At 70.8% G+C, this 22,416-nt stretch carries 18 protein-coding genes; 9 read left to right on the top strand and 9 right to left on the bottom strand.

Annotated elements, in window-relative coordinates; translation table 11 throughout:
• Window positions 1–32: 32 nt before the first annotated feature.
• Window positions 33–626 carry a molybdenum cofactor biosynthesis protein B gene (moaB, locus tag F0L46_RS00465; RefSeq protein ID WP_188311800.1) on the bottom strand — a complete coding sequence of 198 codons (594 nt, stop codon included), beginning with the start codon at window positions 624–626 and terminating at the stop codon, window positions 33–35.
• Window positions 627–719: 93 nt separating this feature from the next.
• Here moaB and F0L46_RS00470 point away from each other — a divergent pair, with 93 nt between their 5' ends.
• Entirely contained in the window at window positions 720–1,733 is a 1,014-nt protein-coding gene (locus F0L46_RS00470) for a DUF2336 domain-containing protein (protein ID WP_188311801.1), read from the top strand.
• A gap of 174 nt (window positions 1,734–1,907) precedes the next feature.
• Here F0L46_RS00470 and ypfJ read toward each other — a convergent pair whose 3' ends face one another.
• The 4 genes from ypfJ to F0L46_RS00490 all read right to left on the bottom strand — a co-directional run bounded on the left by ypfJ (window position 1,908) and on the right by F0L46_RS00490 (window position 7,010).
• Window positions 1,908–2,795: a KPN_02809 family neutral zinc metallopeptidase gene (ypfJ, locus tag F0L46_RS00475; RefSeq protein ID WP_149815065.1), complete on the bottom strand. Its 888-nt coding sequence runs from the start codon at window positions 2,793–2,795 to the stop codon at window positions 1,908–1,910.
• Window positions 2,796–3,064: 269 nt separating this feature from the next.
• The gene (gene secD, locus F0L46_RS00480; protein WP_149815066.1) at window positions 3,065–5,569 is read right to left on the bottom strand and encodes a protein translocase subunit SecD; all 2,505 of its coding nucleotides are present in this window, start codon (window positions 5,567–5,569) and stop codon (window positions 3,065–3,067) included.
• Between the two features lie 73 nt (window positions 5,570–5,642).
• Window positions 5,643–5,999, bottom strand: coding sequence for a hypothetical protein (locus tag F0L46_RS00485; RefSeq protein WP_149815067.1), 357 nt, complete (start codon window positions 5,997–5,999; stop codon window positions 5,643–5,645).
• Window positions 6,000–6,137: 138 nt separating this feature from the next.
• The gene (locus tag F0L46_RS00490) at window positions 6,138–7,010 is read right to left on the bottom strand and encodes a uracil-DNA glycosylase (RefSeq protein ID WP_149815068.1); all 873 of its coding nucleotides are present in this window, start codon (window positions 7,008–7,010) and stop codon (window positions 6,138–6,140) included.
• A gap of 456 nt (window positions 7,011–7,466) precedes the next feature.
• On the opposite strand from F0L46_RS00490, the gene F0L46_RS00495 reads away from it, so the two are divergent.
• Both F0L46_RS00495 and F0L46_RS00500 read left to right on the top strand, forming a co-directional pair.
• The gene (locus tag F0L46_RS00495) at window positions 7,467–9,143 is read left to right on the top strand and encodes an electron transfer flavoprotein-ubiquinone oxidoreductase (RefSeq protein ID WP_149815080.1); all 1,677 of its coding nucleotides are present in this window, start codon (window positions 7,467–7,469) and stop codon (window positions 9,141–9,143) included.
• Window positions 9,144–9,553: 410 nt separating this feature from the next.
• The gene (locus F0L46_RS00500) at window positions 9,554–10,678 is read left to right on the top strand and encodes a branched-chain amino acid ABC transporter substrate-binding protein (protein WP_149815069.1); all 1,125 of its coding nucleotides are present in this window, start codon (window positions 9,554–9,556) and stop codon (window positions 10,676–10,678) included.
• 218 nt (window positions 10,679–10,896) lie between these two features.
• Here F0L46_RS00500 and F0L46_RS00505 read toward each other — a convergent pair whose 3' ends face one another.
• A complete protein-coding gene (locus tag F0L46_RS00505) occupies window positions 10,897–13,101 on the bottom strand; it encodes a malate synthase G (protein WP_149815070.1) in 2,205 nt (734 codons plus the stop codon).
• Between the two features lie 274 nt (window positions 13,102–13,375).
• On the opposite strand from F0L46_RS00505, the gene F0L46_RS00510 reads away from it, so the two are divergent.
• Window positions 13,376–13,606, top strand: coding sequence for a hypothetical protein (locus tag F0L46_RS00510; RefSeq protein WP_149815071.1), 231 nt, complete (start codon window positions 13,376–13,378; stop codon window positions 13,604–13,606).
• A 100-nt stretch (window positions 13,607–13,706) separates the two neighbouring features.
• Here F0L46_RS00510 and F0L46_RS00515 read toward each other — a convergent pair whose 3' ends face one another.
• A complete protein-coding gene (locus F0L46_RS00515; protein ID WP_149815072.1) occupies window positions 13,707–15,041 on the bottom strand; it encodes an AI-2E family transporter in 1,335 nt (444 codons plus the stop codon).
• Between the two features lie 302 nt (window positions 15,042–15,343).
• Here F0L46_RS00515 and F0L46_RS00520 point away from each other — a divergent pair, with 302 nt between their 5' ends.
• Window positions 15,344–16,129 (top strand): DUF2076 domain-containing protein, encoded by a 786-nt coding sequence (locus F0L46_RS00520; RefSeq protein ID WP_149815073.1) that lies wholly within the window; start codon window positions 15,344–15,346, stop codon window positions 16,127–16,129.
• 84 nt (window positions 16,130–16,213) lie between these two features.
• Here the strand turns inward: F0L46_RS00520 and F0L46_RS00525 are convergent, their stop codons facing one another.
• Window positions 16,214–17,044 carry a L,D-transpeptidase gene (locus tag F0L46_RS00525; RefSeq protein ID WP_149815074.1) on the bottom strand — a complete coding sequence of 277 codons (831 nt, stop codon included), beginning with the start codon at window positions 17,042–17,044 and terminating at the stop codon, window positions 16,214–16,216.
• Between the two features lie 274 nt (window positions 17,045–17,318).
• Between F0L46_RS00525 and F0L46_RS00530 the strand changes: the two genes are divergently transcribed.
• Window positions 17,319–18,053, top strand: a complete 735-nt coding sequence (locus tag F0L46_RS00530; RefSeq protein ID WP_149815075.1) for a protein phosphatase CheZ — start codon at window positions 17,319–17,321, stop codon at window positions 18,051–18,053.
• A gap of 291 nt (window positions 18,054–18,344) precedes the next feature.
• Here the strand turns inward: F0L46_RS00530 and F0L46_RS00535 are convergent, their stop codons facing one another.
• The gene (locus tag F0L46_RS00535; protein WP_149815076.1) at window positions 18,345–19,766 is read right to left on the bottom strand and encodes a lipopolysaccharide biosynthesis protein; all 1,422 of its coding nucleotides are present in this window, start codon (window positions 19,764–19,766) and stop codon (window positions 18,345–18,347) included.
• Window positions 19,767–19,883: 117 nt separating this feature from the next.
• Here F0L46_RS00535 and F0L46_RS00540 point away from each other — a divergent pair, with 117 nt between their 5' ends.
• From F0L46_RS00540 to groEL, 3 genes are all read left to right on the top strand, one after another.
• Window positions 19,884–20,771 carry a DMT family transporter gene (locus F0L46_RS00540; protein ID WP_149815077.1) on the top strand — a complete coding sequence of 296 codons (888 nt, stop codon included), beginning with the start codon at window positions 19,884–19,886 and terminating at the stop codon, window positions 20,769–20,771.
• A 549-nt stretch (window positions 20,772–21,320) separates the two neighbouring features.
• Complete coding sequence (gene groES / locus F0L46_RS00545) at window positions 21,321–21,611, top strand: co-chaperone GroES (protein ID WP_149815078.1); 291 nt, start codon at window positions 21,321–21,323, stop codon at window positions 21,609–21,611.
• 78 nt (window positions 21,612–21,689) lie between these two features.
• Window positions 21,690–22,416, top strand: a 727-nt coding sequence (groEL, locus tag F0L46_RS00550) for a chaperonin GroEL (protein WP_149815079.1), incomplete at its 3' end; no start/stop codon positions are given.

Below are 22,416 nucleotides of genomic sequence, written 5' to 3' on the forward strand. Positions count from 1 at the left end.
CCCTCTCCCAAGGGGAGAGGGGAGATCACCCTTCACCCCTTCAGCTTGCCCCGTTTCAGGTGCTCGTCGAGGCGCGGCATGATCTCGACGAAGTTGCAGGGGCGGTGGCGGTAGTCGAGCTGCGCGGCCAGGATGCCGTCCCAGGCGTCCTTGCAGGCGCCGGGCGAGCCCGGCAGCACGAAGATGTAGGTGGCGCCCGCCACGCCGCCGGTGGCGCGGGACTGGATCGTGGAAGTGCCGATCTTGTCGTAGGAGAGGCGGTGGAACACAGCCGAGAAGCCGTCCATGCGCTTCTCGAACAGGGGCTCGATGGCCTCGGGCGTCACGTCGCGGCCGGTGAAGCCGGTGCCCCCCGTGGAGATCACCACGTCGACCCCCGGATCCTCGATCCAGGCGCGCACCTGCGCCCGAATCGCCTCGATCTTGTCGCGCACGATGGCGCGCGCCGCGAGGCGGTGGCCGGCTCGCACGAGCCGCTCCACGAGGGTGTCGCCCGAGCGGTCCCCGTCGAGGGAGCGGGTGTCGGACACGGTGAGCACCGCGATGGAGAGCGGCACGAAGGGCAGCGATTCGTCGATGGGCACGGGATCCCTCCGGGCGTCGGGCCTGATTGGCGCGCAACTCATGGTTAACCAGCTTTTAAGCGCCGTTTGCCATGGTCCTCCGAGAGACTTCACCCGGGGCCCGCCCGTCAAGCGGCATGGGGACGAGACATGGCCATGGAGCAGGCGGCAGGGCCGCCCACGCTGCACGACAAGCTGGAGGGACTGGCGGCGCTCGGCGCCGGCCTCGGCCCGGACCATGTGCTCGACTTCCTCGTCGATGTGCTCACCATCCGCGGCTGGCGCCTCACGGAGGAGCGCCGCCGGGTCTGCGCCGAGCTGATCTGGAAGATGACGCGGCTTGCGAGCGGCGGCGGCCGGCGCCAGGCGGCCCGGCGCCTCGCCACCCTCGATTCGGCCCCCTCCGACCTTCTCATGGCGCTCGCCCGCGAGCCCATCGACGTGGCGGAGCCCGTGCTGCGCTATGGCCGCAACCTGCGCGGCGACCACCTGCTCCAGGTGATCTCGGAGGAGGGCGTGGAGCATCTGCGGGCGCTCGCCACCCGGCCCGAGCTGTCGGAGGCCACCACCACGCTCATGCTCCTGCGTGGCGACCGGGAGGCGCTGCTCGCCTGCCTCGGCAACCGCCGCGCCCGCATTGCCCGCGCCACCTTCTCGGCGTTGGGCACCGCGGCCGTGACGGATGCGGGCCTGCGGGGTGCGCTGGCGGGACGCGGCGACCTCCCCGACACGGTGGTGGACACGCTCTGGCCCCATCTCGACGTGGAGCTGAAGAGCCGCCTCCTCGCGGCGGGCTTCGCCTACGGACCCGACCAGCTCGGGGAGTTCCGCGCCGAGACCGCCCGCCGCCCGGCGGTGCCCGCGAGCGATCCCACCGCCGCGGTCCTCGGCCTCGACGAGCCGCCGAGCCTCATCGAGGCCGCCTGGATCCTCAGCGCCGCGGCCGGCATCGAGGAGGGGCTCGCCTTCAACCTCCTGCGCGGCGCCTACGAGCGCGGCGTCGTCCTGCTCGCGCGCCTCGCCGGCCTCGACGAGCGCGCCTTCCTCCGCATCGCCTGCAGCGCCGCCAGCCTCAAGGTCCGCACCCCGAACGTCAACGGCGCGCTCCGCGCCTTCGCGCAGGCGACGCCCGAGGAGGCGAGGGCGGTGCTGGGGCGGATTAAGGTGTGAGGGAAGATCCCCCTCCCCCTTGCGGGGAGGGGTTAGGGGTGGGGGTCGTAAAGTCGGAGCTGGCGGGCAGGTAGGGAGACTGCACGCTCGTACAGCCCTCTTCTGAACCGGGACCTCTCGCGTCCCGACCCCCACCCCCAACCCCTCCCCGCAAGGGGGAGGGGAGCGCAGCGCTCAAAGCTGCGCGGCGCGGAATGTGTCGCAGGCGGAGATCTGGCCGGACTTCAGGCCCGCCATGAACCAGCGCACGCGCTGCTCGGACGAGCCGTGGGTGAACGAGTCGGGCACCACGCGGCCGCCGGCCTGCTTCTGGAGGCGGTCGTCGCCGATGGCCTCGGCCGCATTGATGGCCTCCTCGACGTCGCCCTGCTCCAGGGATTTCCAGCGCGCGTTGGAATGGAAGGCCCAGACGCCGGCGAGGCAATCGGCCATGAGCTCGACGCGGACCGAGAGACGGTTCGCTTCCGTCTTGCCGACCTCGCGCTGGCGCTCCTGCACCCGGGGCAGGATGCCGAGCACGTTCTCGACGTGGTGGCCGACCTCGTGGGCGATCACGTAGGCATAGGCGAAGTCGCCCCCGGCGCGGAACCGGGTCTTCATGTCGTTGAAGAAGCTGAGGTCGATATAGACCGTCTGGTCGAGGGGGCAGTAGAACGGCCCCATGGCCGATTGCGCGGCGCCGCAGCCCGAGCGGGTCTGATCCGAGAAGATCACGAGCTTGGGGTCGACATATTGCTTGTTGACCTGCTTCGGCAACTGGTCGCGCCATACGTCCTCGGTGTTGCCGAGGATGGCGGAGACGAAGCGGCCCGCCTCGTCCTGGGGCGCACCGGTGCGACCCCGGGGCTGCTGTTGCTGCTGGCTGTAGCCGCTGCCGCCGCCCGCCACCATCTCGGCCCCGCCGATGAGGAGGCGCGGATCGATGCCGAGCGCCCAGCCGACGAGGGTGAGGACCATGACGGCGCCGATGCCGAGGCCCCCGCCGCGCGCGAGCCCCCCGCCGCCGCCCATCCCACGGCGGTCCTCGACGTTGTCCGATGATCGAAAGTCGTCCCAACGCATCGCAGCCTCTTCTCCACGTCCCTCATCAAGTCGCCGAAAAGCGGGCGGGTTCCCGATCGGCGGCAGGGTAAGCGTAGCAGAGAGCGGGGTGGGCAGGGAGATGAGGGAACTCCCCTCTCCCTTGCGGGGAGGGGCTGGGGNNGGGGGTGACGGCTGTGCAGAGCCAGGAGGAGGCTCAACCGATCGGCTGGTGCTCCTTCCGGTGAAGACACCGCCGTCACCCCCACCCCAACCCTCCCCCGCAAGGGGGGAGGGAGCCCGGCGGCGCCTTAGGCCCGGGCGGCGGTGGCCGCGTCGGGGGCCGGGGTGGGGTCGCCGCGGCGAAGGCGTCGTTCGCCGAGGTTGAGGAGGATCGGCGCGGCGATGAAGATCGACGAGCTCGTGGCGAGCACGAGGCCGAAGAGCAGCACCACGGCGAACTCGTGCAGGGCCGCGCCGCCGAACAGGGCGAGCGGCGCGATGGCGAGGAAGAGCGCCAGCGAGGTGCCGACCGTGCGCGACAGGGTCTCGTTGATCGACAGGTCGATGAGCGCCGCGAGCGGCTTCGACTTGTAGAGCCGCAGGTTCTCGCGGACCCGGTCGTAGACCACGACCTTGTCGTTGATCGAGAAGCCCATGATCGTCAGGATCGCCGCGATGGAGGCGAGGTTGAACTCCATGCCGGTGAGCGCGAAGAAGCCCAGCGTCTTCGTGAGGTCGAGGAACATCGTCACGATGGCGCCGACCGCGAAGGGCCACTCGAAGCGGATCGCGATGTAGCCGAACATGGCCACCGCCGCGAGGCCGAGCGCCAGCAGACCCTCCTGGAACAGCTCGGAGCCGACCGTGGCCCCCACCACCTCGACGCGGCGGATCTCGGCGCCGGGCGCGACCTGGCCGAGCGTCTCGCGCACGCGCTCGACCGCCTGGCTCTGCGTGCCCTCCGGCTGCTGCTCGAAGCGCAGGAGCACCTCGCGGTCGCTGCCGAAGCCCTGGACCTGGACCGGGCCGAGGCCGAGACCGCCGAGCGCGCCGCGCAGCGCCCCGAAGTCCGCGGCTTCCTGCGTGCGGGCCTCGACCACCACGCCGCCGGAGAAGTCCACGCCCATCTTGAGGCCGGGATAATAGGTGAGCGCGATCGAGGCGAGGCTGATCACCGCCGACACCACGAGGCCCGAGTAGCGGGCCCGCATGAAGGGGATCTTCGTCACCTCCGGGAACACCCGCAGACGCGTCCCGATGGTGAGGGTCTTGGGCCGCGTCCGCTTGAGCCACACGCTCGTGAGCAGGCGCACGAGCAGGACGGCCGTGAACATCGAGATCAGGATGCCGAGGCTGATCGTGACGGCGAAGCCCTTGATGGCCCCGGTGCCGACCGCGAACAGGATGAGCATCTTGATGAGCGTGGTGGCGTTGGCGTCCACGATGGTGGCGTAGGCGCGCCGGAAGCCCGTCTCGATGGCCGAGACGACGCCGCGGCCGCGCTTCGTCTCCTCGCGGATGCGCTCGTTGACGAGGATGTTGGCGTCCACCGCCATGCCGAGCGCGAGCAGGATGCCGGCGATGCCGGGCAGGGTCAGCGTCGCGCCGAGCAGCGACAGGCCCGCCATGGTGAGCGCGAGGTTCATGAGCAGCGCCACCGCGGCGAAGAGCCCGAACCGGCCATAGGTGGCCACCATGAAGCCCACGACGAGGCTGAAGCCCGCCACCACCGAGAGCAGGCCCGCGCGGATCGCGTCCGCCCCGAGGCTCGGCCCGATGGAGCGCTCCTCGACCACGTGGAGCGGCGCCGGCAGCGCGCCGGCCCGTAGCAGGACGGCGAGGTCGTTGGCGTCGGAGACGGTGAAGCTGCCGCTGATCTGCCCGCGCCCGCCGACGATCGGCTCGCGGATGACGGGAGCCGAGATCACCCGGCCGTCGAGCACGATGGCGAAAGGCTCGCCCTGGTGCTTCGTGCTCACCTCGGCGAAGCGCCGGGTGCCGATGGAATCGAGCGCGAAGTTCACGATCCACTGGCCCGTGCGCTGGTCGGTCGCGGCGGAGGCGTCCGTGAGGTTCGCGCCGTCGACCTCGACCTGGCGCCGCACGGGGATGCGGCCCTCGCGGCCCTTCTCGGCGAGCGGCAGGAGGTCCGAATCGGGATCGTTGGCGGGCGCCACGAGGCGGAAGGTCATCTTCGCCGTGGAGCCGAGCAGCCGCTTCACGCGGCCGGGATCGGAGACGCCGGGGAGCTCCACGAGGATGCGGTTCTGGCCCTGGCGCGCCACCACGGGCTCGTTGACGCCCGTCTCGTCGATGCGCCGGCGGACGATGGCGATGGACTGGGTGACGGCCTTGGCGTTCATCTCGGTCAGCGCCGCTTCCGAGAGCTTCACGGTGAGCCTGGAGCCCGCGACCGCCTGGTCGAAGACGGGGAGGGGCGAGCGGCCTTCCGTGCGGCCGCCGAGGGTCTCGGCGAGGGCCGCGCGGGCACGCTCCAGGTCGGCGTCGTTGCCCATGAGCAGGCTGATGGCGCCGGCCCGGACGGCGAGCTCGGTCGGGCGCAGGCCGGCCTTGTTGAGGGTCTGGGCCATGGCGGCGCGGGTGGAGACGAGCTTGTCGCGCACCACGGAGGTCATGTCGGCCTCCAGGAGCAGATAGGAGCCGCCCTGGAGATCGAGGCCGAGATTGACGTGGCGGTGAGGCATCCAGGCCGGAAGGCTCTCGGGCCGGATGACGTTCGGCAGGCTGAGCACGATGCCGACGAGGCAGGCGCACAGGATCAAAGCCGCCTTGAGGCGGGAAAAGACGAGCATGGGTGTTCTCTTCGCATGAGGAAACGCGTCACGGACGGGGTCCGGACGTCGGGGGTCTCGCGACCCGAAGACCTCAGGCGAAGGGTGGGCCGGTGGGGGGCGCGGCGGGGATCAGTCGTGACCGGCCCGGCGCCGAGGCGGGCACGGGGATGATCGCTGCGCCCGCAGGGGCCGGGCGCTCGAGCGCGACGGCGATCGCGACGGGCGTGCCGCCCGCCGGGAGGTCGTCGTTGCCCGCGAGGTCGTCTGGCGCGCGAAGCTCGGTGCCGCCGAAGCGGTCGCGCTGGGCGTGGAGGCCCTTGGCGGCCGTCTCGACTGCGGCAACCCCGGCGTCGGGCGCGTGACCGGCGCCCGGCAGGGGAACCCCCGCCAGGAGGAGCAGCGCCAGCAGGGGCTGCAGCAGACCGATCAGGAGCCGCGACGGGGTCACGGGCGGGGCATCTCCGGCGCGGAAGGCGCCTGGGAATCAGTGAACCCAAGCGGCCGACGGATCAAGTCTGTTTGAACGCGTGGGTTCCAGGTGTGGCTTTCCGGCGGCGTCGGCCCGTCCTGTCGCGAGCGGCGCGCCTCAGACCGCCTCGTCGAGCGCCTTGCGCAGGGCCCTGAAGTCCCGCCACGCATAGCGCTTGTTGAGCGGCTGGCGCAGGAGATAAGCCGGGTGGAGGGTGGCGAGCGCCCGGATCTCGCGGCCGCCGGCCTGGTAGGTGAACCAGCGCCCGCGCGTCTTGGTGATGCCCTCCTTGACCCCGAGCAGCGCCTGGGCGGCGGGGCCGCCGAGGCAGATCAGGATGTCGGGGGCGGCAAGCTCGATCTGGCGCTCGATGAAGGGTCGGCAGATCGCGACCTCCTGCGGGGTCGGCGTGCGGTTGCCCGGCGGGCGCCAGGGCACGATGTTGGCGATGTAGACGCCCGTGCGGTCGAGGCCGATCGCGGCGAGCATGCGGTCGAGGAGCTGGCCCGAGCGGCCCATGAAGGGCTTGCCGATCCGGTCCTCCTCGGCGCCGGGCGCCTCGCCCACGAGCATGACGCGGGCGCCCGGCACGCCGTCCGCGAAGGCGACCTGCTTGGCCGTCACCTTCAGGGCGCAGCCCTCGAAGCCCTTGACGATGCCCTCCAGCTCCTCGAGCGAGGCGGCGTTGCGGGCCCGCTCCCGGGCGTCCTGCGCGGCATCGCCCGCGAACGCCGCGGCGGGCGATAGCCCTGGGCGGGCGGGCACGCTCGACGCAGGCGTACCTCCCGGAGCGCGGCGCGGCGCGCGCTCCGAGGCGCCGTCGCCCTCACGGGCGGGCTCCGCGCGCGCGGCCTCGGCGCGGGCGGATTTGCGGGCGGTCTCGTCGGCGAAGCGGTCGCGCGGGGTGTCGTCGAGCGCGAGATCCACCCCCGCCTCGACATGGAAGTCGAGGAGCGCGAACAAGGCGGCGCGGTCGGAGGGGTCCGTCATCCTTTCTATGTAGCGATTTGGCCCCGGGAGACAACGCGGGCGCGGCGCTTGGGCGCGCTGGGGCGATGCTCACCGTCGTCATCCCCGGCCGGAACCGACCGCAGGTCGGTGGAGGGGCTCCAGCATAGCTTGCTGTCGCGAAGCGACGCTTCTTGCCCGTCCAGAGCCCCCTGCGGGTCATGGCGAGCCGCTGACGCGGCAGCATCATTGCCCTGGATCCCCTTCTTGGCACACAAGCGTGCTTCCACGCCGGCGGACAAGCCGCCTCCGAACGGGGATGACAGGTCGAGATCCCTGGTCCCCGTGCACAAACCCGGTCACGCCCCGGCCCGCCGCTTGCGCCGCTGAAACCGGCGCTCCACAGTGCCGCACGGATCCGATCTTGTCCGCGATGGCCGGAATGTTCATATGTGAACTATCTGGATCGCGAAGGAGTAGCGCGTGAGCGACGAGGCGATGGAGCTCCCCGAGCGGGAGTCGATGGAGTTCGACGTGGTGATCGTCGGCGCGGGCCCCGCGGGGCTCTCGGCCGCCATCCGTCTCAAGCAGCTCGCGGCCGAGGCCGGCTCCGAGCTCTCCGTCGTGGTGGTGGAGAAGGGGTCCGAGGTCGGCGCGCACGTGCTCTCGGGCGCCGTCATCGCCCCCAACGGCCTCGACAAGATCGCCCCCGAATGGCGCGACGATCCCGACATGCCGCTGAAAACCGCCGTGACGCGGGACGACTTCCTCTATCTCGGGCCTGGCGGGGGCGTGCGCCTGCCGAACTTCCTCCTGCCCGACCTCATGAACAACCACGGCAACTATATCGGCTCGCTGGGCCAGGTTTGCCGCTGGCTCGCCACGAAGGCGGAAGCCCTAGGGGTCGAGATCTATCCGGGCTTCGCGGTGGCCGAGGTGCTCGTCGACGACGAGAGCCGGGTGGTGGGCGTCGCCACGGGCGACATGGGCATCGGCCGGGACGGCAAGCCCACCGCGAACTTCACCCGCGGCATGGAGCTTCGCGCCAAGTACACGCTGTTCGGCGAGGGCGCGCGCGGCCATCTCACCAAGCAGCTCGTGACCCGCTTCAAGCTCGACGAGGGCCGCGAGCCGCAGAAGTACGGCATCGGCATCAAGGAGCTGTGGCAGGTGGCGCCGGACCGGTTCCGGCCCGGCCTCGTCCAGCACTCCTTCGGCTGGCCCCTCGACAACGCCACGGGCGGCGGCTCCTGGCTCTACCATTACGGCGACGGGCTCGTGTCGGTGGGCTTCGTGGTGCACCTGAACTACGAGAACCCGACCCTCTCGCCCTTCGACGAGTTCCAGCGCTTCAAGACCCACCCGATGATCCGCGAGACCTTCGAGGGCGGCAAGCGCCTCGCCTATGGGGCGCGGGCCATCGTCGAGGGCGGCTGGCAGTCTGTGCCGAAGCTCTCGTTCCCCGGCGGCTGCCTCATGGGGGATGCCGCGGGCTTCGTGAACGTGCCGCGCATCAAGGGCTCGCACAATGCGATGCTCTCGGGGATCCTGTGCGCCGAGCACGTCTTCGGCGCGCTGGCCGACGGGCGGGCCCACGACGAGGTCATCGGCTACGACGAGTCCTGGAAGGGCTCCGAGATCGGGACGGACCTCTACCGGGTGCGTAACGTCAAGCCGCTCTGGTCGCGGTTCGGCACCGTCGGCGGCGTGATGCTGGGCGGCCTCGACATGTGGACGAACCAGCTCACCGGCCGCTCGCTCTTCGGCACGCTGGGCCACGGCAAGGCCGACTACGAGTGCCTCAAGCCGATCGACAAGGTGAAGCCGAAGGCCTATCCGCGCCCCGACGGCGTGCTCTCCTTCGACAAGCTCTCCTCGGTGTTCCTCTCGAACACCAACCACGAGGAGGACCAGCCGAGCCACCTCGTGCTGAAGGACCCGAAGATCCCCATCGAGCGCAACCTGCCCCTCTACGGCGAGCCGGCGCGGCTCTATTGCCCGGCAGGCGTCTACGAGGTGGTCTACGGCGACGAGGCGGCCAAGCGCGACCCGCGCTTCGTGATCAACGCCCAGAACTGCGTCCACTGCAAGACCTGCGACATCAAGGATCCGTCGCAGAACATCATGTGGGTGGTGCCCGAGGGCGGCGGCGGGCCGAACTACCAGACGATGTGAGCGTGACCGCTCCCCTCTCCCGGATGGGAGAGGGGCTGGGGGTGAGGGTGCACGCTGGGCGTTAAACGCTCCGTCCCCGCCGCACCCCCCGTCATCCCCGGGCTTGACCCGGGGAGCCAGACTCACGCGTCGACTAGATCGCCGGGTCAAGCCCGGCCAAGACAGGCGGAGGTGTCGAGAGAGCTGGTCCGATCTGGCCACCATCACCCCCAGCCCCTCTCCCATCCGGGAGAGGGGGATCGCGTCTCAATCCCGCTTGCGCATCTGCCGCAGCTTCGATGGAGGCGGACGGGAGGCGGCGCGGGCGGTTCCGGGCTGCAAAGACGCCGCAGGGGCGCAACCCTTCCCATGGTGGCGGGTTGGGAAGCGCTGCCGCAGGGGCGCCTCCCTGCCCGCGAAGGACAGACACCATGAAGACACCAGCCCTCGCCGCCGCCGCCCTTCTCCTCCTCGGCCTGCCGGCCGCTGCCCAGGCGCCCATCCGCATCGGCGTCGCCGGCCCGATCACCGGCCCCTACGCGACGACGGGAGCCTATCTCAAGAACGGGGCGGAGCTCGCCGCGGAGGACATCAACGCCGCCGGCGGGGTGAACGGCCAGAAGATCCAGATCCTGGTGGCCGACGACGTGGCCGATCCGCGCCAGGCCGTCTCGGTCGCCAACCGCTTCGTGTCGGACGCTGTCCCCATCGTGATCGGCCACGCCACGTCCGGCTCCACGATCCCCGCCTCCGACGTCTACCAGGAATCGGGCGTCCTCCAGATCACGCCCTCCTCGACGAGCCCGCGCTACACCGAGCGGGGCCTCTGGAACACGTTCCGCACCTGCGGGCGCGACGACCAGCAGGGCGAGGTCGCGGGGCGCTATCTCGCCAAGAGCTACAAGGGCAAGCGCGTCGCCATCCTCCACGACAAGACGCCCTACGGCAAAGGCCTCGCCGACGAGACCCAGAAGACGATGAACGCGGGCGGGCTCAAGGAGGTGATGTATGACGGGATCAATCCCGGCGAGAAGGACTACTCCGCCGTGGTCTCGCGCCTGAAGTCCGCGGGCGCCGACATCGTCTATTATGGCGGCCTCTACACGGAGGCGGGCCTGATCGTGCGCCAGATGCGCGACCAGGGCCTCCAGGCCCCGATGATGGGCGGCGACGGCCTCGCCACGGCGGAGTTCGCCGCCATCGCCGGGCCCGGCGTCGAGGGCTCGCTCATCACCTTCGCGCCCGACCCGCGCAAGAACCCGAGCGCCCGCGAGGTGGTCGAGCGCTTCCGCGCACGGGGCTACGAGCCGGAGTCCTTCACGCTCTACACCTACGCGGCCGTGCAGGTCGTGGCCGACGCCATGCGCCAGACCGGCGGCGCCGAGCCCAAGAAGCTCGCCGACGCCATGCGGGCCGGCAAGCCCTTCAAGACGGTGATCGGCGACCTCTCCTTCGACAAGAAGGGCGACATCACCCGCCCGGACTTCGTGGTCTATGCCTGGAAGAAGGGCGCCGACGGCAAGATCGACTTCGCCGGCAACGAGGTGACGGAGTAGGCGCGGGCGCGCATCACCTCTCCCCGCCGTGCGGGGAGAGGGTTCCAAGCCCCCTTGCCGGGGCTGGGAACGAGGGCGGCAGCCCGAGGGTGAGGGGGCACCGCAAGGTCGAGCGCCACCGTCCAGGCCCCCTCGCCCCCGCTCACCTTCGGTTCGCTCGCTCCGGCTGCCGGTTCGCAGCCAGAGCCCTCTCTCCGCACGCGGGGAGAGGTGGCCTCTCAGCGGCCGGTCGGCGCGCCTTCGCGGCCGTGCTCGGTGGGGGCGCCGGCGGCCTTGGCCTCGCGGCGGCGGGAGTGGAGGACCCACTCGGTGTAGCCGTTGGGCTGCTCGCGGCCCTTGAATACGAGATCGCAGGCCGCCTGGAAGGCGACGCCGTCGAAGGCGGGGGCCATGGGGCGGTAGAGCGGGTCGCCGGCGTTCTGCCGGTCCACCACCTCGGCCATCCGCTTCATGGTGCTCATCACCTGGTCCTCGCTCACGACGCCATGGCGCAGCCAGTTGGCCATGTGCTGGCTCGAGATGCGCAAGGTCGCCCGGTCCTCCATGAGGCCGACGTCGTGGATGTCGGGCACCTTGGAGCAGCCGACGCCCTGGTCGATCCAGCGCACCACGTAGCCCAGGATCCCCTGCGCGTTGTTGTCGAGCTCCTGCTGCACGGCGTCCGGCGCCCAGTTCGACTGGGAGACGGGGATCGTGAGGATGTCCGACACCTTGGCCGCCTCGCGGCTCTTCAGCTCGCCCTGGCGGGCGAACACGTCGACCTCGTGATAGTGCAGGGCGTGGAGCACGGCGGCCGTGGGGGAGGGGACCCAGGCGGTGTTGGCGCCGGCCTTCGGGTGGCCGACCTTCTGGGTCATCATGTCGGCCATGCGGTCGGGCATCGCCCACATGCCCTTGCCGATCTGCGCCCGGCCCGGCAGGCCGCAGGCGAGACCGACGTCCACGTTGTTGTTCTCGTAGGCGCCGATCCAGGCGGTCGACTTCATGTCGTTCTTGCGCACCATCGGACCCGCCTCCATGGAGGTGTGGATCTCGTCGCCGGTGCGGTCGAGGAAGCCCGTGTTGATGAACACGACCCGGTTCTTCGCGGCTTCGATGCACCGGGCAAGGTTCACGGTGGTGCGCCGCTCCTCGTCCATGATGCCCATCTTGAGGGTGTTGGCCTCGATCCCGAGCATCGCCTCGACCCGGGTGAAGAGCTCCGCCGCGAAGGCGACCTCCTCGGGGCCATGCATCTTCGGCTTCACGATGTAGACCGAGCCCGCGCGGCTGTTGCGCCGCGTGCCGGTGCCCTTGAGGTCGTGGATCGCGATGAGCGCCGTGACGGCGGCGTCGAGGATGCCCTCGGGGATCTCCTTGCCGTCGGCGTCGGTCACCGCGTCCGTATACATGTGGTGGCCGACATTGCGCACCAGCATGAGGCTGCGCCCGTGCAGGCTCACCTCGCCGCCCTGCGGCGCCTGGTAGACCCGGTCCGGGTTGAGGGCGCGCTCGACGACCCGGCCGTCCTTCTCGAAGCGCTCGACGAGGTCGCCGCGCATGAGGCCGAGCCAGTTGCGGTAGACCACCACCTTGTCCTCGGCGTCCACCGCCGCGACCGAATCCTCCAGGTCCATGATGGTGGAGACGGCGGCCTCCACCACGACGTCGGCGATGCCTGCCGGGTCGTCGCGGCCGATGGGGTGCAGGCGGTCGAAGCGGATCTCCAGGTGCAGGCCGTTATGGCGCAGGAGCACGGCGTCGGGGGCCTCCGGCGAGCCCTTGAAGCCGGCCAGGACGGAGGCGTCCTTGAGCTCCGTCGCCGCGCCGCCCTTCAGGGTCACGACGAGGCGGCCGCCCTCGATGCGGTAGCCCGTCGAATCGGCGTGGCTGCCGTCGCTCAGCGGCGCGGCGGAGTCGAGCACCGCGCGCGCTTTCGCGATCACCGCGGCGCCCCGGGCCTTGTTGTAGCCGCGCCCGCGCTCGGCGCCGCCGGTCTCGGGGATCGCGTCCGTGCCGTAGAGGGCGTCGTAGAGGCTGCCCCAGCGGGCGTTGGCGGCGTTGAGCGCGTAGCGGGCGTTGGAGACCGGCACCACGAGTTGCGGCCCGGCGAGCCGCGCGATCTCGTCGTCCACTTTCGAGGTGTCGACGCTGAACGGAGCGGGCGGGGGCAGGAGGTAGCCGATCTCGCGCAGGAACGCCTCGTAGGCGGCGGCGTCGTGCGGCTGGCCCTTGCGGGCCTCATGGTAGCCGTCGATCTTGGCCTGGATCGCGTCGCGGGCCGCGAGCAGGGCGGCGTTGCGGGGGGCGAGATCGCGCACGATCCCCGAGAGCCCGGTCCAGAACGCGTCCGCCGACACCCCCGTGCCGGGCAGGGCCTCGTTGACGATGAAGTCGTGCAGGATGGCGGCCACCTGCAGATCGCCGGCGCGGATGCGGTCCATGATCGTGTTCCTCCTGGTGCGCCCCGGTCGAGCGGGGCCGCGATGGGGCAGACTTAGCAGGGCAGGGCGCTGGTTTTAAGCGGTTCGTGCGGCGCAGGACTTTTTCCCGCGCGGGGGCCGGAGCCACCCGATGCAAGCTACAGCATGCAAAATCGCAATCAAAACTCACGCGAGCGTGACTGAAATTTGTGCTTTTGCGCACATCGGCGCGGCGGTTGGGGTCCTATGTTCACTGCGTCGTCGCAAGAACGCGACCCCTGATAGGACAAAGACTATGCGCAAGATCATGATCGCCGCTCTCAGCCTCGCCGCCCTGAGCACCGCCGCCCTCGCCGAAGGTGGCGATAACCCGGTCCGCGACCTCTATGCCGCGCCGAAGGCTCCCGTTGCCCGCTCGATGGTCGATCCCGCGGTGACGGCCACCATCCGCGAGGAGCGCCGGGCTGCCCCGCGCCAGGCCATCCAGGACCTGCGCGAGTACCAGCTCTGGAACTCGAACCGCTGAACCGGGCCGCCGCCGCTCGCCCGAGCGGCGGCTGACCGATCCTGCCCCGCGGCCGGCTCATTCGGGTAACCCCGGGTGGGCCGGTCGCGCGTTTGAGGGCCTAGCCCTTCAGCCCCGCGATGCGGGCCTCGTCGACGCTCGGTCCGCGCTCGTCCTCGCCGGGCACGGGGGTGCTCTCGCCCAGCGTCTGGCGCACATAGAGCTTCTTCACGAGGATGAAGGCCATCACGGTGATCGGCACCGCGAGGAAGACCCCGATGAAGCCGAAGACCAGGCCCGCCGCGAGGATCGCGAAGAGGGCGAGGGCCGGAGGCAACTGCACCGCCTTCTTCTCGACGATGGGCATGATCACGTTGCCCTCGATTTGCTGGATGACGAGGGCGGCCGCGAGCGTCCACAGGACGGCGTTGCCCCCCGCCGTGAACGAGATCAGCACCGCCGGGACCGCGCCGATCACCGGGCCGAGCAGCGGGATGAAGTTTGTCAGGCCGGCGATGACGCCGAGCGCGAGCGCCCCGGGCAGGCCGATGAACCAATAGGCGAGGATCGACAGCCCGCCGACGAGCAGCATGGAGATGAGCTGGGCGTAGAACCAGAGCGTGAGCCCGTTGCCGACCGCCTCGAGCGAGTCCTCGACGCGGGGATGCTGGCTCTTGGGGAACAGCTTCACGAGGCCGCGCCGGTAGAGCTTCGGATCGGACGCGATGTAGATCGCCGCGACGATCACGAGCAGCATGTCGGCGAGGGCCCCCACCAGCGTGTACCCTAAGCCCGCGACCTGGCGCACCACGGTGGTGCCCGAGCCGCTCACCATCTCGGGCAGCTGGCCCGCGAGGTCGTCGATGCCGAACTCCTTGCCGAAGGTGGTGAGCGCCAGGGGCAGGCGCTCGGTGACGACGGTGAGCTGGCCGCGCATCTGCGCGCCGAAAAGCGTCCCGATCGCCACGACGATCACGAGCACGGCAAGGATCGCGGCGAGAAGCGACCAGCGCTGCGGCACGTGCACCCGATGGGCCAGGAACGCCGCGAAGGCCCGCAGCGCCACCGCGATGAGGACGGCGGCGAAGACGAGAAGCAGGACGTAGGTGATCGACCAGACCAGGTAGGCGAGGGCCACGACGCCGAGCACCATGAGGACGCGGCGCAGGAACTCCCAATCCGTCTTGAACCGCTCCCGCCAGGTGAGCGCGGCCGGCGTCGAACCTTGAGGCGGCGCGTCGGGCATGCGGCGGGCCGCCTCCGAGGAGGACGGGGTGCCGCCGGGGCCCGCCCGGTCGAGGGCCACGGGCTCGCTTACGCGCGCATGCGCGTCGCGGGCCGGCGGGTCGGTGTCGACGGTCGGCGGGCGCGGCTCGGGCGGAGCGGCGCCCCCGGTCGCGGGCGTCACCACCTTGGCGGCCCGTCGCGGCGCGCCCGCCTCGTCCCGATCCGCCATTCCGGTTCTCCCTCCCCGTCTCGTCCTCGGCTCAACGGGGGAGAACCGTCGCGGTTCCTGACGAGCGCCGCCGCGGGCAGCCTGAAAGACGGCGGAAAGCCTTGCGCCGGTTCGCGTTCCACTTGTCCGGGCGGTCGCGCCGATCCAACTGTTCTAGGAACGAACGCCTCATTACACATTTCGTCTATGCGATTTGCGGCAGGTATCAAAAATGTTCTTGGCCCTCCCGTGACAAGCGCGGGCGTGCTTCCTATCTCAGCGGCGGTGTCGCCTCGCGGCGACCGGGTGAGGAGGATCCCTTCATGAACGAGCAGGAACGTCAGGTCATTTCCGGCATCTTCGAGCGGCTCACGGGCGCGGCTCAGCAGCCGCGCGATCCGGAAGCCGAGCGTTTCATCGCCGAGCGCATCCGGGACCAGCCCTACGCCCCCTACGTGATGGCCCAGTCCCTCTACGTGCAGGAGCAGGCCCTCATGAACCTGAACCAGCAGGTCGAGGCGCTTCAGCGCGAGGTCGCGGAGCTCCGCAGCCGGCCCCAGGCGTCCGGCGGCTTCCTGTCGAGCCTGTTCGGCGGCGGCGCGCGTCCCGAACCCCGTCCGATGCCGCCCCGCCCGATGGGAGCGCCCATGGGCGCTCCGATGGGCCAGCCGGGGATGCCGCAGGGCAGCCCCTGGGGCCAGCAGCCCGGCATGGGTCAGCCTGGGATGGGTCAGCCCGGGATGGGCATGGGCCAGCCCGGCATGATGGGGCAGCCGGGGATGATGGGCCAGCCCGGCGCCTTCGGCCAGCGGGCCGGCGGTAGCGGCTTCATGGGCACGGCGATGGCGACCGCGGCGGGCGTCGCGGGCGGCATGATGCTCGGCAGCGCGCTCTCCAACGCCTTCGGCGGGGGCGGCGCGGCGCATGCGGCCGCCGCGGCGACCCCGGCGGCCGGCTCGGACTTCGCGGGCGGCGGCGGTGATTTCGGCGGCGGGAGCAACGATTTCGGCGCGCCCCTGCATGACGCGTCGCACGATGCCGGCAATGCGGGCGCCGACGACTTCGGCGGTGATTTCGGCGGCGACATGGGCGGCGACGACTGGGCCTGAGGCCCGGGCGCGTCCCGCTTGAATCGAGACGCCCGCCCCGGAAGGGGCGGGCGTTTTCGCGTCCGGTCCTGTCGAGGATCGGCCCTAGATCACGAAGACCCGGGCGCCCACCCGCACACGGTCATACAGGTCGATCACGTCCTCGTTGGTCATGCGGATGCAGCCGGACGAGACGGCCTGGCCGATGCTCCAGGGCTCGTTGGTGCCGTGGATGCGGTAGAGGCTGGAGCCGAGATAGAGCGCGCGGGCGCCGAGCGGGTTGTCGCGCCCGCCCGCCATGTAGCGCGGCAGGTCCGGGCGGCGCTTGAGCATCTGCTCCGGCGGGCGCCAGTCGGGCCATTCGCGCTTCATCGACACGCTTTTCAGCCCCGCCCAGGAGAAGCCCGGACGGCCCACGCCGATGCCGTAGCGCAGGGCCCGCCCGTCGGCCTGGACGAGGTAGAGGAAGCGGTTGGGCGTATCCACCACGATGGTGCCGGGCGCGTGCGGGCCGTCGTAATCCACCACCTGGCGGCGGAAGCGCGGCTCGACCTCGCGCACCGCGCGGTGGACGCCCTGATCGGCCGGGACGTTCGCGATCTGGGGCGTGCGCATGATGCGCTCGCGCGGCGGGCTCGCCTCCAGCGGCCGCGGCATCGGGGGCACGAGAGCGGTGGGCACCATGGGCTCGGGGCGAAGCGCCCGGGCGCCGGTCGTGGGATCGCGCCCGGTGAGCAGCAGCTCGAGGAAGCCGCCGCCCAGGCCCGAGGATTGTGGGGCGGGAGCGGGCGCGGGCCGCCGCAGGGTGCCCGTTGCGGCAGGCTCCAGGGCTTGCTCGATGGGGGCGGGCGGCTCGTTCGCGAGCGCCTGGGACCGCGCATCGCCCGCTGCGGCGATGCCGGCGAGGACGAGGCCGGTGGTGAGGAGACGAGACATGGCGGAGAGCCCGTTGACGCGACACGCGGCGCCGACGGCCGGACCGGCATCGGCGACGATGCCCCGTTATCGGCTTCCCGCTTTCAGGAAGTGTTGAACGCGCCCGCAGGTCGCGCCCCCGCCGGGGGATCGGGCGCGGGTTTCGCGTCCGATGGTTAAGCGCGGGCTCAGATTCATCGTGAGCGAAGGATGAACGGGCGGGTGCAAGGCGTTCATCATATCGCAAGCAATTCGCGACAAGGTCGGGCTCTCTCCCACCGGCGAAGCATCCCTCATGGCTCCCGTGCAGAAGCGTTTCAGGATCGAGCAGTCCCTCGTCGGGCCCGCCGTCGAGGGTCCCGCGGCCGCCGCCGCGCCCGTCACCGATCCGCGCCTGTCGGAGATCCTCGCCACGGTGCAGGAGCTCAAGCGCTTCCTCGATCCCTCGCAGAAGCTCGCCACCGACGTCATTGACGCCTATCGCTCCGAGATCGCGCAGGTCTACCAGCTGCGCGCCGAGCTCGACACGATGAAGGAGGCGATCTCCTCCACCAAGCGCGAGATCGCCTCGCTCTACCGCTCGGACAACGAGGGCAAGGGCATGCGCCGCGTGGCGGGCGAGCTCGACGCGGTGGTGGGCGCGACCGAGGAGGCCACGACGAGCATCCTGGCGGGTCTGGAGGACATCGAGAACCACGCCCAGATGCTGCGCGCCACCGGCGGCGACACGGGCGGCAACGACCATGTGGGCCAGATCCTCGAGCGCATCGTCTCGATGTACGAGGCCTGCAACTTCCAGGACCTGACGGGCCAGCGCATCGGCAAGATCGTCAACGTGCTGAAGTTCGTCGAGGAGCGCCTCGACAAGATGATCGGCGTCTGGGGCGGCCTCGACGCCTTCAAGGAGCTCGTCGACGCCGATGCGGGCGCCCCCGCCGCCGACGACGAGAAGTCCCTCCTCAACGGCCCCAAGCTCGACGACGACCAGGGGCACGTCGACCAGACCGACATCGACGCGCTGTTCGACTGAGCCGCGCCCGGGGGCTGCGGGCGGGCTCACCCGGCCGTGATTTCGTCCCGCGTGCCGCGAGGGTTCGCTTCACGCCAAGCCTCAGCATGAGGGAGTGGTGAAGGTCCGCTCACTTCACCCTCACCCTCGTCCTGAGGCGCCCCGCAGCGCGGGGCCTCGAAGGGCGTTCCAGGGGTCTCGGGAGGAGGTGGCAACGTCCTGCGTGCTTCGAGACGGCCCTTTGGGCCTCCTCAGCATGAGGGGGTCGGGGAGCGCGACCAGGCCAGACTAAGCACCCGAACCTTCCCCCGCTCACGCCGGCCGGGCGCGCACCCGGCTCAGGAGGAGCCCCCGCAAGCCCCCGACATCGCAGGCGAGGATCAGGACGGCATAGATCGCCGCCCCCACGCCCGTGCCGAGCGCAAGCGAGACCGGAGCGGGCCCGATGCCGCGCAGCGGCCAGACCGCCGCCGTCATGAGGCCGCTCGCGCCCACCACCGCCGCGAGATCGCGCCACGCCGGCCGGGCGCTCGTGAGGCGCGCGGCAAGCCAGAGCCCCACGAGGAAGGCCGCCACCAGCCCTGCGGCGTGGGCGGCGGCCAGCACCCAGGGATCGAGGCGCGCCGGAAGGCCGAGGAGGAGCGCGCCCGTGACCACGAGGGCCACCAGCGCCGTCGTCAGCGCGGCCCCGGTGCGGCGCGTGATCTGGAAGACGGGGTTGAGGGCGAACTGGACGAGGCCGTAGGCCAGAAGCCCCGGCATCAGGATCCATGAGTAGCTGCCATAGGCGCCTCGGAACCCGTCGCCGACGAGAAGCGCCTCGAAGGCGGGCATGAGGGCGAGGTAGCCGGCCGCCAGCGGGCAGAGCGCGGTGAAGACGAGGACGGCGTTGCGCATGATCTGGCGCTCGGCCGCCGCGCGCCCGTCCCGCTCGTCGGCCCGCACCGCGAGCTGGAACAGCCAGACGTCGAGGGCGGCGCCGAGCGTCGCGACGAGGCGAAGGCCGATATCGGTGGCAAGCGCGAGCCGCCCGGCCTCCGCGAAGCCGTGCGCCGAGGCGCTCGCGCCCCGCGTCGCGAGCAGCGCCATCTGGAACGCCACGTTGGCGGCGACGACCGGTGCCCCATAGGCCGCGAGCACCCGCAGGCGGGCCGGATCGGCGAGCGCGAGGCGGGCGTCGGGATCGCGCAGCGCGCGCCAGACCGGCACCACGGCCGCGGCGGCGCTCAAGGCCGCGCCCGCGATGACCCAGACGGGATCGCGGGTGAGCCACGCGCCGCCCACCATGGCGCAGACGGCGAGCCCGTTCTTCACCGCCACGAGGCGGGCATAGACCGCGTCGAGGAACCGGGCGCGGGCGAGCGCCGCCTGGTACTCGAACAGGCCGTTGGCGAAGCCCGTGAGCGCCGCACCGGCTAAGAGCGCGGCGGGCAGGCCGACGTCGACGCCGAGCGCCAGGGCCGCAATGGTGAGGGCGGCAAGCGACAGGCTCACGGCGGCGTAGCCGAGGTTAAGCGTCGCGCGCAGCGACGGGTCTTCGGCGCGGCTGCGGGCGGAGTAGAACCGTGTCACGCCGAGCCGCAGCCACTCGAAGCCCGCGGTGTTGATCACGAGGGCGATGGTGAGCGCCACGCTGAACCGGCCATAGGCCTCGGGCCCGAGCACCATCGCGACGAGGAGGCCCAGGGCAAAGTTGAGCCCGGCATTGACCACGAAGGTGAGGACGATTCCCATTCGGTCCCGGCGGCGCTGCGGCGGCGCCCATCTTGGGTGTCCCGCCGAGAAAGGCTCTAGCGCACAGGCGCGAACAATGTCTTACGTGCGCCTCCCCCGCCAGGAGTGCGCCTCGACATGCCTGCCGCCCAAGCCTCGACCGCCCGAACGGGGCCGCGCGTGAACCTCGCCGTCGCCGAGGCGATCGCCGGCATCGCCCTGCTCTCGGTGATGGACGCCATCATCAAGGGCGTGGCGGCGCGCTATCCCGTGATCGAGGTCGCGTTCATGCGCTTTGCCGTCGGCGCGGTGGTGATCGGGGCGATCCTCGCCGTGGTGCGGCCGGGCTGGCCCTCGCGGGAGACGCTGGTCGTCAACGGGGGCCGCGCGATCCTCGTGGTGAGCACGGCCACCACCTTCTTCTACGCCCTCTCGACCCTGCCGCTCGCCGAGACCCTCGCGCTCTCGTTCCTCGCGCCCGTGTTCATCGCGGGCTTCGGGGCGCTCATCCTCGGCGAGCGGATTGACCGGCGGATCGTGGGGGCGCTCGTCGCGGGCTTCGTCGGGATGCTCGTGATCGTGTCGGGCAAGGCCGGCGGCGGATCGCTGGAGGGCTCGGCGCTGACCGGCGCTATCGCGGCGGTGGCCTCCGCCGTCACCTATGCGCTCGCTATGGTGCTCCTGCGGGCCCGGGCCGCGAAGGACCCGGTCGTCACCATCGTGGCGCTGCAGAACGGGGTGTCGGCGGCGATCCTCGCGATTCCGGCGGCCTTCGTCTGGGTGACGCCGACCGCCGCCGACGCGATGCTCTTTGCCGCGATCGGCTCGCTCGGCGTGATCGGCCACCTGCTCCTGTCCCGCGCCTTCGCCAAGGCCGAGGCCGCGCGCCTCGCGCCCCTCGAATACACGGCCCTCGTCTGGGCCGTCCTCCTCGGCTTCGTGTTCTTCGGCGAGATGCCGACCCTGAGCACGCTGGCCGGCGCGGCCCTGATCGTCGGCGGAGCGCTCATCGCCTCGCGGCGCTAGTCCCCCTCCCCCTTGCGGGGAGGGGGTAGGGGTGGGGGTCGGGACGCCACCCGCGGTCAGTCCAGGATAGGGCTGTACAAGCCTGCGTTCTCCCCACCTGCCCGCCAGCTCCGACTTTTCGACCCCCACCCCCAGCCCCTCCCCGCAAGGGGGAGGGGAGCGCGTTGCGCCTCCGTAGATCTACGCATTTGCGGTCTCCGGACCCGCCCCTACATTCGCTCCATCGGAAACAACAGGAAGGAGGTGGTCCAGTGTCTCTTTGTCAGCGCTGTCACCTCGCTGGGGTCGCTCTCTGAGCCGTACTTAACGGCTGCGGCTCATTGATGGGCGCCCCGGCGCTCCACCAGCGAGACATCGTAAGAACGCGCCGGGCCCCGTGTCCGGCGCGTTTTTCACATCCGCCCCGGTTTCCGCGTCCCCGCCTTGACTCGTCGATGACCTGCGACTATCTCGCCACCAGCTTTGGCACTCCCAAAACACGAGTGCTAACAGCGAGGAATCAGGCGGTCGCTCGACCGCTGGGGCAGATCTCTTTTCAGAGGACGCATCATGGCTTTCCGTCCCCTTCACGACCGGGTCGTCGTCCGCCGCATCGAGGCGGAGGAGAAGACCAAGGGCGGCATCATCATCCCCGACACCGCCAAGGAGAAGCCCCAAGAGGGCGAGATCGTGGCGGTCGGCTCCGGCGCGCGTGACGAGACCGGCAAGGTGAACCCGCTCGACGTGAAGGTCGGCGACCGGGTGCTGTTCGGCAAGTGGTCGGGCACCGAGGTGCGCATCGACGGCCAGGACCTCCTCATCATGAAGGAGTCCGACATCATGGGTGTCGTCCAGGCCTGAGCGCCGGCACGCCGGCCGATCGCAATTCCCGGTCCGCGGATCGCTCCCGGACCCCCAATCTGACCGAGGTCTAAAGACATGGCAGCCAAGGACGTGAAGTTTTCGGCGGACGCCCGCGAGAAGATGCTGCGCGGCGTGGACATTCTCGCCGACGCCGTGAAGGTGACGCTGGGGCCGAAGGGCCGCAACGTGGTGATCGAGAAGAGCTTCGGCGCTCCCCGCATCACCAAGGACGGCGTGACGGTCGCCAAAGAGATCGAGCTTGCCGACAAGTTCGAGAACATGGGCGCCCAGATGGTGCGCGAGGTGGCCTCGAAGACCAACGACCTCGCCGGTGACGGCACCACCACCGCGACCGTGCTGGCCCAGGCCATCGTGCGCGAGGGCGCCAAGGCCGTGGCCGCCGGCATGAACCCCATGGACCTCAAGCGCGGCGTCGACATGGCCGTGGCCGCGGTCATCCAGGATATCCAGGGCCGCGCCCGCAAGGTGAACTCCTCTGACGAGGTCGCCCAGGTCGGCACCATCTCGGCGAACGGCGATGCCATGATCGGCCGCATGATCGCCGACGCGATGCAGAAGGTCGGCAACGAGGGTGTGATCACGGTCGAGGAGGCGAAGACCGCCGAGACCGACGTCGACATCGTCGAGGGCATGCAGTTCGACCGCGGCTATCTCTCCCCGTACTTCATCACGAACGCGGAGAAGATGATCGCCGAGCTCGACGACCCCTACATCCTCATCCACGAGAAGAAGCTCTCCTCGCTCCAGGCCATGCTGCCGATCCTCGAGGCCGTGGTGCAGA

The sequence above is a fragment of the Salinarimonas soli genome, from assembly GCF_008386575.1.
In the GTDB taxonomy this organism is placed as follows: domain Bacteria; phylum Pseudomonadota; class Alphaproteobacteria; order Rhizobiales; family Beijerinckiaceae; genus Salinarimonas_A; species Salinarimonas_A soli.